The 15505-nt window shown below is 69.8% G+C and carries 11 protein-coding genes; 5 read left to right on the top strand and 6 right to left on the bottom strand.

Annotated elements, in window-relative coordinates; genetic code table 11:
• Positions 1–27: 27 nt before the first annotated feature.
• From AB8810_RS00815 to AB8810_RS00805, 3 genes are read right to left on the bottom strand one after another with little or no spacing between them, the layout of a single operon-like run.
• Positions 28–381, bottom strand: coding sequence for a nuclear transport factor 2 family protein (locus AB8810_RS00815; protein WP_369915240.1), 354 nt, complete (start codon positions 379–381; stop codon positions 28–30).
• Complete coding sequence (locus AB8810_RS00810; RefSeq protein WP_369915239.1) at positions 374–778, bottom strand: VOC family protein; 405 nt, start codon at positions 776–778, stop codon at positions 374–376. Before AB8810_RS00810 ends, AB8810_RS00815 begins: the two co-directional genes overlap by 8 nt.
• Positions 779–797: 19 nt before the next feature.
• Complete coding sequence (locus AB8810_RS00805) at positions 798–1541, bottom strand: SDR family NAD(P)-dependent oxidoreductase (protein WP_369915238.1); 744 nt, start codon at positions 1539–1541, stop codon at positions 798–800.
• Between the two features lie 222 nt (positions 1542–1763).
• On the opposite strand from AB8810_RS00805, the gene AB8810_RS00800 reads away from it, so the two are divergent.
• The 5 genes from AB8810_RS00800 (at position 1764) to AB8810_RS00780 (ending at position 5857) form a co-directional block, all read left to right on the top strand.
• Positions 1764–2594 carry an AraC family transcriptional regulator N-terminal domain-containing protein gene (locus tag AB8810_RS00800; protein WP_369916722.1) on the top strand — a complete coding sequence of 277 codons (831 nt, stop codon included), beginning with the start codon at positions 1764–1766 and terminating at the stop codon, positions 2592–2594.
• A gap of 397 nt (positions 2595–2991) precedes the next feature.
• Complete coding sequence (locus AB8810_RS00795; protein WP_369915237.1) at positions 2992–4542, top strand: tetratricopeptide repeat protein; 1551 nt, start codon at positions 2992–2994, stop codon at positions 4540–4542.
• A 294-nt stretch (positions 4543–4836) separates the two neighbouring features.
• Complete coding sequence (locus tag AB8810_RS00790) at positions 4837–5169, top strand: hypothetical protein (RefSeq protein WP_191826403.1); 333 nt, start codon at positions 4837–4839, stop codon at positions 5167–5169.
• Positions 5170–5366: 197 nt separating this feature from the next.
• Complete coding sequence (locus tag AB8810_RS00785) at positions 5367–5552, top strand: hypothetical protein (RefSeq protein WP_080627620.1); 186 nt, start codon at positions 5367–5369, stop codon at positions 5550–5552.
• On the top strand, positions 5549–5857 hold the full coding sequence (locus AB8810_RS00780; RefSeq protein WP_369915235.1) for a type II toxin-antitoxin system RelE/ParE family toxin: 309 nt from the start codon (positions 5549–5551) through the stop codon (positions 5855–5857). The genes AB8810_RS00785 and AB8810_RS00780 overlap by 4 nt, the downstream gene beginning before the upstream one ends.
• Before the next feature lie 74 nt (positions 5858–5931).
• On the opposite strand, the gene recD is transcribed toward AB8810_RS00780, so the two are convergent.
• The 3 genes from recD to recC form a co-directional block, all read right to left on the bottom strand.
• A complete protein-coding gene (gene recD, locus AB8810_RS00775; protein ID WP_369915234.1) occupies positions 5932–7959 on the bottom strand; it encodes an exodeoxyribonuclease V subunit alpha in 2028 nt (675 codons plus the stop codon).
• Positions 7960–8140: 181 nt separating this feature from the next.
• Positions 8141–11956, bottom strand: a complete 3816-nt coding sequence (recB, locus tag AB8810_RS00770) for an exodeoxyribonuclease V subunit beta (protein ID WP_369915233.1) — start codon at positions 11954–11956, stop codon at positions 8141–8143.
• Positions 11953–15366 (bottom strand): exodeoxyribonuclease V subunit gamma, encoded by a 3414-nt coding sequence (gene recC, locus AB8810_RS00765; RefSeq protein WP_369915232.1) that lies wholly within the window; start codon positions 15364–15366, stop codon positions 11953–11955. The genes recB and recC overlap by 4 nt, the downstream gene beginning before the upstream one ends.
• Positions 15367–15505: the final 139 nt, after the last annotated feature.

The following is a 15505-nucleotide window of genomic DNA, read 5'->3' as shown; positions in this document are numbered from 1 at the left end:
TTTCTTCATGGTGTGTTCCTCGCCGGCCTATTCGAGCGCGGCATCGATGCGTGCAATGCGGCCGCGCGCGTCCACGGTCAGATCCAGCAGCCCGATCTCGTGGCCGAAGTCGCCAGTGAAATCGACGCGGGCGCGGACGCGGCCCTGGCCCAGGTCGTGCACCGACAGCAGCCGGGTCACGGTGCGGTAGGCGACGAAGTAGCGCTTCACGTAGTCGCGCACGCCGGCAGACTTCTTGAACGTGTGCCCCGTGGAGGGATCGTCGATCACCGCCGCCGGGGCGAACAACGCCACCGCCGCTTCGATGTCGAAGGCGTTGGTGGCGGCGATCAGGGCGTCCACGGTGGGCTGCAGCGGATGCGGCGCGGTAGCGTCATTCATGGCCGTGCTGCCAGCTCTTGTAGACGAACTCCAGGCTATAGCCATCCGGGTCGCGCACCTGCGCCGCGTAGTAGCGCGGGTCGTAGTGCAGCTGCGCGCCGGGCGGGTGGATCTCGCTGGCTCCGGCGGCCATCGCCGCGGCATGGGCAGCGTCCACCATGGCCATGGAGTCCGCCACGAAGCCGACATGCGCGGCCTGTGCCGCCGCCACGCCCTGCCGCAGCCAGAAGAACACTCGCCCCTGCGCGCCGAAGCCTTTCAAGTCCGGGTGGCCGGGAGGCCCCTGCCTGCCTTCGTAGTCGAGCCGGTCGACGATGCCCAATGGGGCCAGCGCGGCCGTGTAGAACGCGATCGAGCGCGTGGTGTCCGTTACGGTGAGAAAGATGTGGTCGAGCATGTCGTGCTCCCGTTGCGAATCAGATGGTGTAGCCGCCGGCCACTTCAATGGTCTGCGCATTCACCCAGGCCTGGTCGTCGCCCAACAGCCCGGCGATGACGCGGCCCACGTCGTCCGGCTCACCTACCCGGCCCAGGGCTGTCTGTGAAGCCAGCAGGGCTTCGAACGCATCGTTGAGCCCACCGCCCAGCTCAGTGCGGATCGCACCCGGCGCCACTGCGTTGACCCGGATGCGGCGTTCGCCGAACTCCTTGGCCATGTAGCGGGTGAGCACGTCCAGCCCGCCCTTGAAGGCGGCATACGGCGCCACGCCCGGCGTGGCCACGCGCGTGGTGGCGCTGGTGACGTTGACGATGCTCGCGCCGTTGGCCAGCAACGGCAGCAGCGCCTGGGTCAGGAAGAACGGTCCTTTCAGGTGCACGTTGAACAGGCTGTCGAACTGCGCCTCGGTGACCGTCTCGATCGGATTGAACAGCCCGAAGCCGGCATTGTTCACCAGCCCATCGAGCGTGGCTGCACCCCAGGAGGCCTGCAGCGTCTGCGCCACCTGGGCGGCAAACGCCGCGAAGGCGCCACTGTTTCCCACATCCAGCTGCAGCGCCACGGCGGTACCGCCTTCTGCCTGGATACGCGCCACTACGCTCTGGGCCGCTTCCGGCTGGGCGTTGTAGGTGAGGATGACGCCCATGCCGCGCTGCGCGCTGAGAAGGGCGGCGCTGGCACCGATGCCACGACTGCCGCCAGTGATGAGGATGTGTTTCATGCGGGTGTTCCTGTGCGATAAGGCGTGATGCACAGGCTAGGCCCGCTCACCCGGGAGCGCCGTCCCGATCCTCGCCCATTCCTGCCTATTCCTGCTTCACGCCTTGCCAGGCTCGCGCGGGGGGTATCAAATGCGGTCATGGACACCGCACTGGATGAACTGCGTCGGCTTGCAGCACATGCCGAAAACCGCCGCACGGAAACCGGCATTCCCCGCGTTGCCATGGTCCAGGGCGAGATTCCCGAGCATGCGCTGGCGGCCGTGTACGAGCCAATGATCAACCTGATCCTGCAGGGCAGCAAGTCGATGACGGTGGGCGAAAAGACCCTGCACTACGACCCGGCTACCTACTTCATCATGTCCGTGGACCTGCCCGCAGTGGGAGCCGTGCACCCGGCCAGCACGGGCGAGCCCTACCTGGCGGTGAGCCTGACCCTGGATGCAGACAGCATTTCCGCGCTGCTGTGCGATACCACCGATGCCGCCACCGGGCGCGGCGAACCCTCCGCGCAGACCGAGGCCTTCAATGTGGCCGCGGTCACTCCCGAACTGATGGACGCCTGGGTGCGCATGCTGCGCCTGATGAAGCGGCCCAGCGAGATACCCGCGCTGGCCCCGGCATACGAGCGTGAGATTCTGTATCGCGTGCTGCAGGGGCCGCAGGGCCGCATGCTGCGCCAGCTGGCCACACCGGATTCGGCCCTGGCGCGGATCAGCAGCGCGATTCAGCGCATCCGGCGCGACTATTCCAAACCATTACGCATTGCCTCGCTAGCCGAACAGGTGGCAATGAGCGAATCGGCGTTCCACCGGCATTTCAAAGCCGCCACGGCACTGAGTCCGCTTCAGTACCAGAAGCAGCTACGTCTGCTGCAGGCGCGCCAGATTCTGGCATCGCAGGGCAAGAGCGTGACGTCTACCGCTCTGGATGTGGGCTATGAAAGCCCAACGCAGTTCACCCGTGAGTACACGCGTGCGTTTGGGCTGCCGCCTTCGCAAGACGCCGCAAGAATGGCCGCGCTCCGCCGAAGCGCGGGGCCGGGTTGGGCGTAGCGAACGATCAGGCTAATGCCGCGGCCTACTGACGCGTGACCGTGGCAGGTCTGCTTTCGGCCAGAAGGAAAACTGGAGCCAGTGTGCATTTATGTTGGCGTCCTGGACTTTTGACCGGACCGCGATCTTCGGGGAAGTAACAATAGAGATCGACGCCGCCAAAAGAGAAACTTGATGTCGGACAAGGGGACCGATGGTCCAACGGCCTCATTGTCTTGAAAATCAACGACAGGTGCTGTTTCCTGCCAGGCGCATCGCGATGGACTTTCGAACAGGACAGGGGAAAGATGCGGCGAGCTCCGTCTCTCAACGGCCAGGTGTCATGAGCGCCAAACGCTTTCTTGCCGCATCCCTCCTGGCCATCTTGGTTGCGGCCGATGCATCGGCCCACGACCCCATGCACGACCATGCCGCGATGGAGCGGCTGGGCAACGTCCACTTCCAGACTTCGTGCAATGCGGCGGCGCAGCCGCGTTTCGATCGCGCGGTGGCGTTGATGCACTCCTTCCAGTTCGGCCCGGCGATCGACGGCTATCGCGCCGTGCTGGAGGCCGACCCCAGTTGCGCCATCGCCTATTGGGGCATCGCGCTGAGCAGCTGGAGCAATCCGTTCGCCGGGTTCAAGTCTCCCGCGCAACTGCAGCAGGGGTTGAACGCGGTCAACGCGGGGCGGGCGCTGAAGGCCAGAACCCCGCGCGAGCAGGCCTATCTGGAGGCGGTGGCGCATCTGTATGTGGACGCCGACCGTCTGGACCAGGACGCGCGCGCCCAGGCCTACGAGCAGGCGATGGAGCGGCTCGCCGCCGACTACCCCAAGGACATCGAAGCGCGCATCTTCTACGCCCTGGCGCTGGCCGCGGCCGCCGATCCCGCCGACAAGACCTATGCGAAACAGCTGAAGGCCGGCGCGATCCTGGAGACGCTGTTCGCCAAGTATCCCGATCATCCGGGCCTGGCCCACTACATCATTCACGCCTACGACGAGCCGGCCCTGGCGTCGCGCGCCGCGGGCGCCGCAAAGCGCTACGGCGCGATCGCGCCGTCCACGCCGCACGCGCTGCACATGCCCTCGCATACCTTCACCCGGATCGGCGACTGGCAGGCGTCCATCGACACCAACCTGGCCTCGGCCGCGTCGGCGCGCGCCGCAGGGCAGCCGGCCGATGAGCTGCACGCCAGCGACTACATGATCTACGGCTATCTGCAGACCGGGCAGGACAAGGCCGCCGGGCAATTGGCCGATGCGTCGGCGCAGGTCTTCGCGCGGTTCGATCCGGCCAAGGCGAACGGCGCGGCGCCGGCCTCGGCCGCCTATTACGCCCGCGCCGCGATTCCGGCGCGCTACGCGCTGGAGCGCCGCGATTGGGCGCAGGCGGCCACGCTCGAGTCCGTGCCGAGCCGTTTTCCCTATGCCGATTCGATCACCTATTTCGCCCGTGGGCTGGGCGCGGCGCATCTGAACGACGGCGCCGGCGCACGCGCGGCAATCGCGTCGCTGGACCAACTCCACGCCACGTTGGCCAAGCAGGGCGAGGACTATTGGGCCGAGCAGACCGATATCCAGCGGCGGGAAGTGGCCGCGATCCTGGCCCTGCAGGAAGGGCATGTGGCCGACGCGCTGGCGGGCATGCGCCAGGCCGCCGACCTGGAGGACAAGACCCAGTTGGCCTCGGTCACGCCCGGGCCGCTGGCGCCGGCCCGGGAAATGCTGGGAGAGATGTTGCTGGCGCAGGATCAACCGGCCGACGCGCTGAGGGCGTTCGAAGCCTCGCTGGTGCAGGAGCCCAATCGTTTCTGGTCGCTGTACGGCGCGGCCGCGTCGGCCAGGCAGGCGGGCGACGGCGCCAAGGCCCATGCGTATTTCCAGAAGCTGCTGGCGGTGGCGCAGCGCGCGGATCGCCCCGAACGCCCGCAATTGATCGAGGCGCGCCAGCAAGCCCCGCATTGAAGGCGTCGCGCTCGGCGCCGACACCGGTGTGGGTCGTCAGCGGGGCTGAGCGTTCCGTACACGGCGGCCATCGCGGCAACAGCCTCCGACGACAGTCCGAAGGCGAGGCGGCCCATCCCATGGTGCGGCACGAGCAACCAATCGATGTTCATCGGGTCGCTCGTCCTGGGCTGGCTGAGGTCAGGTGCACGTTCGACACGATCGGCGCCCGCCTAGTGCAGCCCCGGAATGTTGACCTCCCATACATCCTAAATTCTTCATCCTGGCCCCGACTTCAACGCCGGAGAGCTGGACATGACGAAGTGGATGGGTGCCGCGCTGGCCGCGGCGATGCTGATGACCGGCTGCGCCAAGGTGGAGGGCGAGAAGTTCGTCGGCCACTGGGTCAACGTGCAGTCGCAGGACGACACGATGGACATCGAGCGCAACGGCGAGTCCTTCATGGTGCGCAACACCACGCCGCGGTTCTTCAGCCGCAAGCCCAAGACCGAGAGCTACCCGGCCATCTACAAGGACGACGTGCTGCAGGTCTCCAACGACGGCGAAACGGTGAACTTCGCCATCGACCAGGCCAATGGCCACCTGCGCACCGGCAGCGACGAGTACCAGCGCGTTCCGGGCAAGTGAGCGCGTCACCCGGGCACTAGGCCTGGAAGGAACGCCGCGCCTCTGCCTCTCGGGCCGGCGCGGCGGCTCCACGCGTCGCGATGGAGCACCGTGCGACGGGCGTGCCTCGGGTAACGCGGCTAACTGCGCCGGGGCTCCATTTCTCCCCTCTGCCGTTCTTCGCTAAAGTAGGCCTGTCCCTGTAGCGGAGCACACCCATGCCCAACAGCATGAAAACCGAAGCCGAACAGCTAGTGCGCAGCCTGCCGGAACAGGCCAGTTGGGACGACCTGATGTACGAAATCTACGTTCGCCAGAAGATCGAACAAGGCTTGCGTGCAGCCGAAGAAGGTCGTGTGGTACCGCATGATGAAGTCAGAAGGCGCTTCGCTCTCGACCGATGAACATCGTCTGGACCGAACCTGCCGTCGATTCCCTGCAAGCCATCCGCGACTATGTCGCCCACGACAGCGTTTTCTACGCCGACCTCTTCGTCAATCGCCTCATCGACGCAGCGGAGTCGCTGCAAGCGTTCCCCGAGCGCGGCCGAGAAGTGCCTGAGGCCGGCAATTCTGCAGTGCGCGAGTTGCTTTTCCAGAATTACCGCATCATCTATCGCTCGCACGCGGCAGTTGTCGAAATTCTCGCCATCGTGCATGGCGCGCGCGACCTGTCGCTGATGCCCCGTCCGCCGTGGGAAGCCGGCTGATCTGTGCGATGAGAGTGTTTCCATAACGCTTGCGGCACGCGGATCAGATCAACGTTGTGGCTCGTCCGAATAGGTTAGAACAATGCGCCTTGGAGGGGGAACGGCTGGCCTTCTGTTTGAAGTGTTGACGACGGCGGTGCAGAAACCTGTTCCACCCCACCCAAGCGCCACGCCAATCCCGAGATCCTCGCGGCATGCCTTGCCAGCGCGCCACGCAACACAGCCTCGCTGGCGGCCAGGTGCAGGCTCTGCCGCGCGCGGGTGATGCCGGTGTAGACCAGTTCGCGGCTGAGCACGCGGGCGTCGCGGGTGGGCAGTTGCAGCCAGACGTCGTCGAACTCGCTGCCCTGCGCCTTGTGCACAGTCATGGCGAAGGCGCTTTCGTGCGCGGGCAGCGCGGCGGGGTGGAAGCCGCGGACCTGGCCGTCGCCCTCGCCTTCGAACCAGGCCACCAGGGCGCCTTGCGCATCTCTCAAACAAATGCCGACGTCGCCGTTGAACAGGCCGTGGCGGTAGCTGTTCTCGGTGATCAGCAGCAGGCGGCCGTGGAACCAGGGCGAGGCGGCGCCGAGGCGGCGCGCGCCGGCGCCGCTGTCGGCCAGCAGTTGTTCGATGCGGGCGTTGAGGCCGCGTGCGCCCTGTGCGCCGGCGCGCACGGCGGTGAGCAGGCGCAGGCGGGCGGCGTCGCGCAGGGCGGCGGCCGGATCTTCGGCGTCGGCCAGGGCACGCCAGTGCGCGAGCAGGGCGTCGCGGCGGGTGGCGAGCGGGTCCTCGCTGTCTTCGTGGAAGTGCACGCCGGCCAGTTCGCCGCTGCGCAATAGGGCGAGCGCGGTGTCGGCGTCGCCGGCGCGTACGGCATCGGCCAGCGGCGCGAGGGCGAAGCCTTGCGCCTGGCGGTAGCCGCGCAGCAGGTGCACGCGGTGGCCGGCGAGGCCGCCGCTGTGCGTGTCGCTGGGGGTATGGCCGAGCAGCGGGTGCAGCGCTTGCGCGTCGTCCGGCTGCAGGGCGTCGCCGGGGCCGGCGGCCTGCAGGATGGCGGCGAGCACGTCGCCGGCTTCGACCGAAGGTAGCTGGTCGGCGTCGCCGAGCAGGATCAGTTGGGTGCCGTCGGCGACGGCTTCGACCAGTTTGCACATCAGCGGCAGGTCGACCATCGAGGCTTCATCGACCACGATCAGGTCGAACGGCAGCGGGTTGTCGGCGTCGTGGCGGAAGCGCGGCAGGTCGGGGATGACGCCGAGCAGGCGGTGCAGGGTGCTGGCGCCGGCGGGTAGCGCGGCGGCCAGGGCCGGGTCGATGCCGTGGTCGAGCGCGCGTGTCACCGCCGCGCGCAGGCTTTCGGCCATGCGCTCGGCGGCGCGGCCGGTGGGGGCGGCCAGGGCGATGCGCGGGGCGGTGGCCGCGCTGGCCTGTGCCTGCGCGATGCGCAGCAGCAGCAGGCGCGCGATGGTGGTGGTCTTGCCGGTGCCGGGGCCGCCGGTGACCAGCAGCAGGGCGCGGCGCAGGGCGAGTGCGGCGGCTTGGGCTTGGCGGTCGGTGGGGTGGTCGGGGGCGGACGTACCCTCACCCGCCCTTTGGGCACCCTCTCTTCCACGGGGACTTCCTTCGGTCGCCGGGAGGAGAGGGGAAGCGGCTGCGTTTGGAAACAGCTGCGCGAACAGCGGAGCGAGCGTAGCGACGTCGAAGGCCGGCAGCGGTTGCGCGGCGAGGCGGCGCAAGCCTTGCGCGAGGCGGCGCTCGTATTCGCGGTAGCGGCGTAGGTAGAGCAGACCGTGTTCCAGGACCAGCGGGCAGTCGGCGGCCGCCGGCTCCTCCGGCGCGGGCTGGGCGATCCAGCGCGAGGCGGCGAGGGCGCGTTGCCAGTCGGTGGGATCCGGGAGTTGCGGCGGCGGGCCGTCGCGTTGGTCGAGCAGGACGTTGGCGTGGGCGGGATCCAGGCCGGCGTGGCCGCTGGCGACGGCCAGGGAGGCCAGGGCGGCGGCGGACAGGACCAGGTCGGGGGTTTCTGCGTCCAGGCGGCTCAGGGTTTGGGCGAAGGCGTGGTCGAGCGTGCGCAGGGTGCCGCTGCGGTGCAGGGCGGCCAGGAGGTTGGGTTGGTTCACGGGGTGGGCGCTCCGTGGGCGGACGTACCCTCACCCCAACCCCTCTCCCGGGGGGAGAGGGGCTCGAGCGCGGCGCCGGCGGACTGAGTGTCCGCGGCTTCGAACTGGCTCTGGGCGAAGGCGTGGTCAAGCGTTCGTAGCATGCCGCTGCGTTGGAGGGCGGCCAGTAGGTTGGGCTGGTTCACGGGGTGGGGGTTCCGTGGGCTGACGTACCCTCACCCCAACCCCTCTCCCGGGGGGAGAGGGGCTCAAGCGGGGCGCCGGCGAAGAGGGCGTCGACGGACGCGACCAGGGCGGGGTCGAAACGCCAGGCGTGGACGCCCGGCGAGGGGTCATGGGTGGCATCCAGGCCGCGACAGAACAGGTAGCGCACGCCGCCGAAGTCGCGGGCGTAGTCGTACGTTTCGCCCAGACGGAAACGCAGCCAGCGATGCAGCGCGACGGTGTAGATCAGCGCCTGCAGTTCGTATTCGCTGTGCGCCATCGCCCGCGCCAACGCGTCGGCGTCGTAGCTGGGCAGGCGGTTGGATTTGTAGTCGAGCACGTACCAGCGCCCGTCGTGCTGGTAGGTGAGATCGATCAGGCCGGTCATCAGGCCTTCCAGGCGCTGGCGCGCGCCGAACGCCTGGCGCTCGCCGACCACGCCGAAGCGGTGCAGCAGCGCCAGCAGCGCATCGACCCGGGTGGGCCGCATGGCGAAGTGGAATTCCATTTCGTTGCGGCGCTGCGGTTCGGGCACCGCGGCGAGGCGGGTGCCTTCGGGCAGGGCGACGGTCAGGGTGTGGCCGACCAGGGCGGTGAGCATGGCCGCGCCATCCTCCAGTTCGTCCTGGGCGTAGCCGCCGCGTTGCAGGGCTTCGAGCAGTGCCACGGTCTGCCCGTCCGGCGCCGGCTGGCCGGGATGCCAGTCGCGCCAGGCGGCGAAGTCGCAGCGTTCGAACACGTCGTGCATGGCCACGCCGAAACGGTTGCCGGTGAAGCGGCGGTCGAACGCTTCCACGTCCAGCGTCGTCGCGACCGCCTCGCTGGTGGACGGCTCGTCGCTGCCGCCGCTGCCGACCACGGTGGCGCTGGCCATCGGGTCGGCGGCGGCGCCGGCATCGGCATTGGCCAGCTGGGTGAAGCTGTACACCCACCACTCCGGCACGACATGCCGCTGCGGCACGCGCGCCGGCGGTACCTGGATTTCGTCGGCCAGCGGCAGGCGCGGCAGGGTGGCCGGCGGCGGCGTGGTGTCGATGGCGATGGCGCCCTCGCCTGCGGCGGCCTGCAACGCGTCCAGGTCGCCGACCATCGCCGCCAGCGCGGTGCGCTCGTGCTGGTGGAAGGGGCCGGTGGCGATCCACAGCGCGTGCTCGGCGCGGGTCAGGCCGACGTAGAGCAGGCGCGCGTCCTCGGCGCGCTGTTCCTGTTTCCACGCGGCCTCGGCGGCGCTCCAGGCCGGGTCGTCCTTGCCCGTGTTCCAGTGCAGCTGGCGGCCGAGCGGCGGCGCGTGCACGACGCAGTGGCGGCCGGCGCCGCGGTCGCTGCGGCCGATGCCGATGTAGGGCAGGAACACCAGCGGATATTCCAGGCCCTTGCTCTTGTGCAGGGTCACGATCTGCACCCGGCGCGCGTCCGATTCCAGGCGCAGCTGCTGGGTCTCGTCGTTGTCGTCGGCATTGGCGATGCGCCGCGACAGCCAATCGACCAGGCCGTGCGGGCCGAGCGCGCGGGAGTCGGCTTCCTGCAGGGTTTCGGCCAGCTGCAGGTAGTTGGTCAGGCGGCGCTCGCCATCGACCAGCGCCAGCAGGCGCTGTGCGTGCGCGGCGCCGAGGTCGCCGATCAGTGCCAGCGGCCCGCCGCGCTGCCAGCGTTCGCGCCAGTCCAGCGCCTGTTGCTGCCAGCTGCGGTGGCGGTCGCCGTTGTGTTCGAGTGCGGCGATCGCGGCGGCGTCTTCGCCGATCAGCACCGTCGCCAGCGCCGCGCGCAGGCGGCTGTCGTCGCCCGGGTCGAGCAGCGCCTGCAGCAGGGTCAGCAGTTCCAGCGCTTCGTCGGTGGCGAACAGGCTCTGCCTGCCGGCGGCCACCGCGGGAATGCCGACCGCGCCCAGCGCCTGCTGGATGCGGGTGGCTTGCTTGTGCTCACGAACTAGCACCGCAACGTCACCAGCCTGCACTGGACGACCCCCAATAGTTGCATTGCCGGCGCGGCCAGCAGCCAGCCAACCATGGATTGCAGATACACAGGCGTCGGTGCACATCTCCTGTGAGAGTCCCGATTTCCAGACGGTTCTGCTCGGAGGCTTTTTCTTGGATGTCGTAGCAGCTGGTAGTGCTTCGGGCGGGGCCGGCGCACGCCACACGGTCAGCGCCGGTGCGGTGACACCGTCGCGCTGCAACTCGAAATCGCTGCGCATACCGCCTGGCTGCACGGGATGGAAGGCGATGCCGTCGGTGTGGAAGGCCTGCACATAGCCGGCCTGCGCATACAACGCGTCGAGTGCAGCCAACAGCGTAGGGCGCGAGCGGAAGTTTTGGTTCAGCGACGGAGCCATCTCGGCGGTGATCGACGCGGCCAGATAGGTCCGCACATCGCCGCCGCGGAAGCCGTAAATAGCCTGCTTGGGGTCACCGATCAGAAACAGCGCAGGTTCCAGCCCGGCCTCACGTGCCAGCACGCCGTCGCCAAACACGTTGGCGAAGATCGCCCACTGGCGGTCGTCGGTGTCCTGGAATTCGTCCACCAGCGCGATGGCGTATTGCGCGCGCAGCCGCCGCGCTAGCGCCTCGGCCTGAGCGCCGTGCAGGGCGTGCGCGACACCGTCGACCAGATCGTCGTAGGTCTGCACGCGGCGCTGGCGCTTGAGCATGGCCAAGCGCACGACTGCGTCGTTGCGCAGCGCGTGCAACAGCTGGATGCGGCGCTGCAATTGCCACTGTCGCAGCTGTGCATCGGCCTGTTGCCAGGCACCCAATGCATCGAACAGCGGCGAGTGCGGCATGTGGTCGTGCATGCCTTCTTTGCAGAACTCACGTAACCGGGACGGCAACAGCTTGTCGAGATGACCGCGTTCGTCCAACACCCAGTCCGCCTCCGCACTGCCATGCCACAACTGCTCGAAAGCTTTATCAAAACTGGGGCGGCGCGCACGGCGGCCGTCGAACACCTTGTTGTCGAATGCAGCGGCGATTGCGTCGTAGGCTTGGTCGCCATGTTCGTGCAGAGCCGCGACAAGCGCGTGCGCGGCAGCATCTCGGGCTGCGGACGGATCGGGCAAAGATGACGCCGTTGCTGCAGGCAGCATTTGCGGATGCCGCACCAGCTCGCGCAGGTCGCTTGCCAGCGTGTCCGGGCCGCCCGGCCATAGCGCGACCAGGTCGTCGGCCATCGCCGCGTCGGCGGCGCGCTGGCGCCACAGGTCGGCGGCGACTTCGCCGAGCAGATCGCGGTCGTTGGCCAGCAGTTCCGGCGCGGCGAAGGTCTGGCCGCTCTCCAGTGCGTGCTCGCGCAGGACACGCGCGCAGAAGCCGTGGATGGTGAAGATGGCGGCGAGGTCGATTTCCTCCACCGCTTGTTGCAGGCGGCGGCGCAGGGCGGCGGGGGTTTCGTCGCTGGCGGCCAGGTGCGCGTCGAGGATCCCGCGGGTGAGAACGGCGTCCGGCGCTTCCTGCAGGAGCGGCTTCAGCCGCGACGGGGTGTCTGCGCTCCGGGACGGCGACAGGTCGTCCATGCTCTCTGTCGCGGCTGAAGCCGCTCCTACAGGAAGCGGGGCAGCGTCGGGCACCAGCGTCGCCGCGAGCGCCAGGCGCTCGCGGATGCGCCGGCGCAGTTCCTGGGTGGCGGCTTCGGTGAAGGTGACCGCCAGGATCTGGCCGATGCGCAGCCCGCGCTCGACCACCAGCCGGGTGAACAGGGTGGCCAGGGTGAAGGTCTTGCCGGTGCCGGCGCTGGCCTCGATCAGGCGCACGCCGTGCAGCGGCAGGGTCAGGTACGGGTCGTGGGCGGGGGCGCTCATTCGGCGTCCTCCTGCGCGCCGCGCCACTGCCGCCAGCTTTCGGCCAGCCGCGCCGGATCGAGCGCGCTGTCGGCGCTGCCGCGTTCCAGCAGGGAGTACAGCGTGTGGCTGGTGGTGGCGAAGTCGGCGAAGCGCTGCGCATCGGCGAACGGGTCGCGGCCGCGGTGCACCAGGCGCAGTTCCGGCGTGGCCGCTTCGCTCCAGCCGAAGCTGGCCTGCCATTGCGCGGCGGCGTCCTTGATCGCCTTGTCGAGGTCGTCGTTGCGCGCGGCCTGGTAATACTTCCAGCTGCTGTAAGGCGCGAACGCCAGCGGCGCCTGCAGGCCCTGCCGATACAGCCGCAGCAGGTCGGCCAGCGCTGCCTGCGCCTGCGCTGGCGGCAGCGGTTCGGCCGCGGTCGCGTCCATCGGATGCGGGCCGAGGCCGTCGTCGTCTTCGAAGAAACGCACGAACGGTGCGCGCTCGCCGGCGGCGCGCAGCAGCAGCCATTCCAGGCCGTGGCGGATCGCGGCGCGGCCGCCGATCGCACCGACCTGCACTCGGCCCACGCCGTTGACGTACCAGCCGAGCAGGCGACCGTGCAGGTCGACGCCGTCGAGGTGCAGCTGCAGCCGCTGCGATTGCGCCGGCGCGTCGCCACGCCACTGCGCGAACGCTTCCGCGTACGGGCGCAGCTGGCGCAGGCGTTCGTCGAGCAGGCGCCGGCCCAGCGGCCCGGACGGCAGCAGCGCGCGCGCGCGCAGGCGGGCGTACAGCGCATCGGTGGCGCCGCTCAGCACCGCCTCCAGCACCTGTTGCTGCAAGTCGTGTTGCTCCAGCCCGCTGCCCGGCGCCAGCAACGGTTCCAGATCGCTGTCCTCGCCGGCCGGGTCGGGCAGGCGCATGCCCAGGCGATGGCGCAGGAACTGCCCGGCCGGATCGGCGAACAGGCGGCGCAGGTCGTCGATCGAAACGCTGGTCGGCACGGCCATGTCATCCGCGGGCAATGCCGCGGCGACCCACGGCAGCAGCGCCTGGCGCTGTCCGGCCAGGCTGTCCACCGCCGGTCGCCACTGCCGGCGATAGCTGAAGCGGCGCGGATCGGCGCCGTCCTCGCCGAGCGCGCCGAACGCGGCGGCGGCGAACGGTTGCAGCGGGTGGCGCACCACGAGGGTTTCGCTGGCCTTCGGGTCGGCGTGGTACTGCGCGGCGCTGGCCAGCAGTTCGCTGACCAGCACCGACGGCTCGCGCACACTGCCGTCGCGCGCATCGGCGCCGAGATAGCTGAGGTAGAACACGTCCTGGGCCGAGGCGAACAGTTGCAGGAACAGGAAGCGGTCGTCTTCGCGAGTGGAGCGGTCGCCGTGGCGGCGGCGCGCGCTGCCCAGCTCGGCGGTGAGGCGGTTGAGCCCGGCGGCCGGGTCGCGGCGCGGGAAGTCGCCATCGTTCATGCCGAGCAGGCAGATGACGCGGAACGGCAGCAGCCGCATCGGCACCATGCGGCCGAAGCTGATGCCGCCGGTGAGCAGCGGCGCGCGCGTGTCCGATTCGCCCAGCACCGCGGCGAAATGCGCGCGCACCACCTCGGCCGGCACCTTGCCGGCGTATTCGGCGCGCGCGGCGTCGCGGGCGAATTGGTCGATCACGCTGCGCAGCCGGTCCAGCGCGCGTTGCGCACGTGGCGCCGACGGCGCCTGCGGGATCAACGCATCGAGCAGGCCGAGCAGGCATTCGCGCCAGTCGGCCGGGGCCATCGGCTCGGCCAGCATGGCCTGGTGACGGTCCAGCACGCGCAGCAGCCGCAGCAGCGTATCCAGCGCCACCAGCGCGCTGCCTTCCAACTGCGGCCATGGCGCGACGCCGGCGATATCGTCCTCGGCGCCGCTGGCGTGGCCGAGCAGCAGCCGGTCCAGCGCGAAGCGCCAGGTGTAGGCGTCGTCGGCGGGCGCCTGGTGGTGGAACCGGTGCGCCGCATCCAGGCCCCAGCGCACGCCGGCGGCGTGCAGCCAGCCGCGCAGGCGCTCCAGCCCGGTCTCGTCCAGCCCGGCAGCCTCGGCGATCGGCGCGCTGGCCAGCAGGTCGAGGATCTCGTGCAGGCCGAAGCGCGACAACGGCAGGCCGAGCAGGCTCAGGAACACTTCGGCCAGCGGCTCGCTGGCCAGCGGGCTGGCGTCGGCCAGCGCATACGGCAGCGCGTCGTCGCGGCCGTGGCCGCCGAACACCGCGTCCAGGTACGGCACGTAGGGATCGATGTCCGGCGACAGCACCGCGATCTCGCGCGGCTGCAGCGGCGGGTCGAAGCGCGGGTCGTCGAGCAGCGCGCGCAGCTGGTCGTGCAGCACCTGCAGTTCGCGCAGGCGGGTATGGCAGGCGTGGATCTGCAGGCTGGGATCGGCCAGGTCCACCTGCGGCAACGGTGGCGGCACGGCGGGCGCGCGGCGGTGGAACAGGTCGCTCTGCATGCGCCGCAGCAGGCTGTCGCCGAGGCCGCCGCCGGCGAGCGGGCGCTGGCCGGAGGCCAGCGGGTCGGCGTAGACCGCGATCTCGGCCAGCGGGTGCACCACTTCGTAATCGCCGACCAGCGCCATGAAATCGCGCCCGGCCGCGCCCCAGGCCTGCAGCAGCGGGTTTTCCTGCACCTGCGCGGCGAACAGATCGACGGCGCCGTCCTCGCGGCGGCGCTGCCACAGCGTCTGCAGGTCGCCCCAGTAGCCCTGGGTCGGCGTGGGCAGGTAGAAATGCAGCGTGCCCACGCGCGCCTGGGTGGCGAGCACGCGCAGCACGTCGGGCGAGATATTGAGGATGGCGAAGGCGAACAGCCGTTTCGGCAGGCCCTGCGGCAGCGGGCCGTCGGGTCGCGCATAGCGGTCCAGGTACTGGCCGATGCGGCGTGCGCGGTACTGGCGGCCGCTGGCGATCCTGCGCCACAAGCGCGCCTGCGGGTCGTCGGCGTCGGCGCCGCCTTCCCAGCGCAGCAGCCAGTCGCGGCGCCAGGCCTGGTATTTCTCGAACACGTTGCCCAGTTCGCCGGCCAGCGCCCAGGGCTTGAGCACGTCGCCGTCGGCCAGGTAGCCGGCCAGCGGTGCCAGCGCCGCGTCGCTGCCGAGATCGGCCTGCAACGCCGCGTACAGCCGCCACTGCGTGGTGGCCATGTCCAGATCGTCGGCGGCCGCGCCGAGGTTGGCGTCCAGCGCGCGCGCGACGAATTCGCCGGGGGTGAGGAATTCCAGGTTCGCGGCGACGCCGTGCGCGGCGGCCAGGGTGGACTGCAGCCAACGGCGCATCGCCACCTGCGGGATCAGCACTACCTCCGGCGCCAGCAGGGGCTGCTCCGGCACCGGCCGGCGCAGTTCCTCGGCGAGCAGGGCGGCCAGGGTATCCAGCGCGTTGGACGGGTACAGGCGGAAATCGGGCGCGGAAGGGGCGTGCATGCGTGCGGCATTGTGCCGGATGCGCGGGTGTGGCGTCGTTGCGGGATGCGAGATGCGGGTTGGCTGATAGCCGTAGTCGTAAGTGGAGCTCAGGCGGGCGCTGCCTTGTGCGCCCGAGTCCGCGAGACGCTTTCGCGCC

It is taken from the genome of Xanthomonas sp. NCPPB 3005 (assembly GCF_041228095.2).
In the GTDB taxonomy this organism is placed as follows: domain Bacteria; phylum Pseudomonadota; class Gammaproteobacteria; order Xanthomonadales; family Xanthomonadaceae; genus Xanthomonas_A; species Xanthomonas_A bonasiae.
Note: the sequence above shows the minus strand (reverse complement) of the source record. Positions and strands in the feature narration are given on the sequence as shown.

Bases quoted from the DNA above. Each gene is read 5' to 3' on its own strand.
- AB8810_RS00805 (WP_369915238.1), bottom strand. From the start codon at position 1,541: ATGAAACACATCCTCATCACTGGCGGCAGTCGTGGCATCGGTGCCAGC.
- AB8810_RS00785 (WP_080627620.1), top strand. From the start codon at position 5,367: ATGCCCAACAGCATGAAAACCGAAGCCGAACAGCTAGTGCGCAGCCTG.
- recB (WP_369915233.1), bottom strand. From the start codon at position 11,956: ATGAGCGCCCCCGCCCACGACCCGTACCTGACCCTGCCGCTGCACGGC.
- AB8810_RS00800 (WP_369916722.1), top strand. From the start codon at position 1,764: ATGGTCCAGGGCGAGATTCCCGAGCATGCGCTGGCGGCCGTGTACGAG.
- AB8810_RS00815 (WP_369915240.1), bottom strand. From the start codon at position 381: ATGAATGACGCTACCGCGCCGCATCCGCTGCAGCCCACCGTGGACGCC.
- AB8810_RS00795 (WP_369915237.1), top strand. From the start codon at position 2,992: ATGCACGACCATGCCGCGATGGAGCGGCTGGGCAACGTCCACTTCCAG.
- AB8810_RS00790 (WP_191826403.1), top strand. From the start codon at position 4,837: ATGACGAAGTGGATGGGTGCCGCGCTGGCCGCGGCGATGCTGATGACC.
- recC (WP_369915232.1), bottom strand. From the start codon at position 15,366: ATGCACGCCCCTTCCGCGCCCGATTTCCGCCTGTACCCGTCCAACGCG.
- AB8810_RS00810 (WP_369915239.1), bottom strand. From the start codon at position 778: ATGCTCGACCACATCTTTCTCACCGTAACGGACACCACGCGCTCGATC.
- AB8810_RS00780 (WP_369915235.1), top strand. From the start codon at position 5,549: ATGAACATCGTCTGGACCGAACCTGCCGTCGATTCCCTGCAAGCCATC.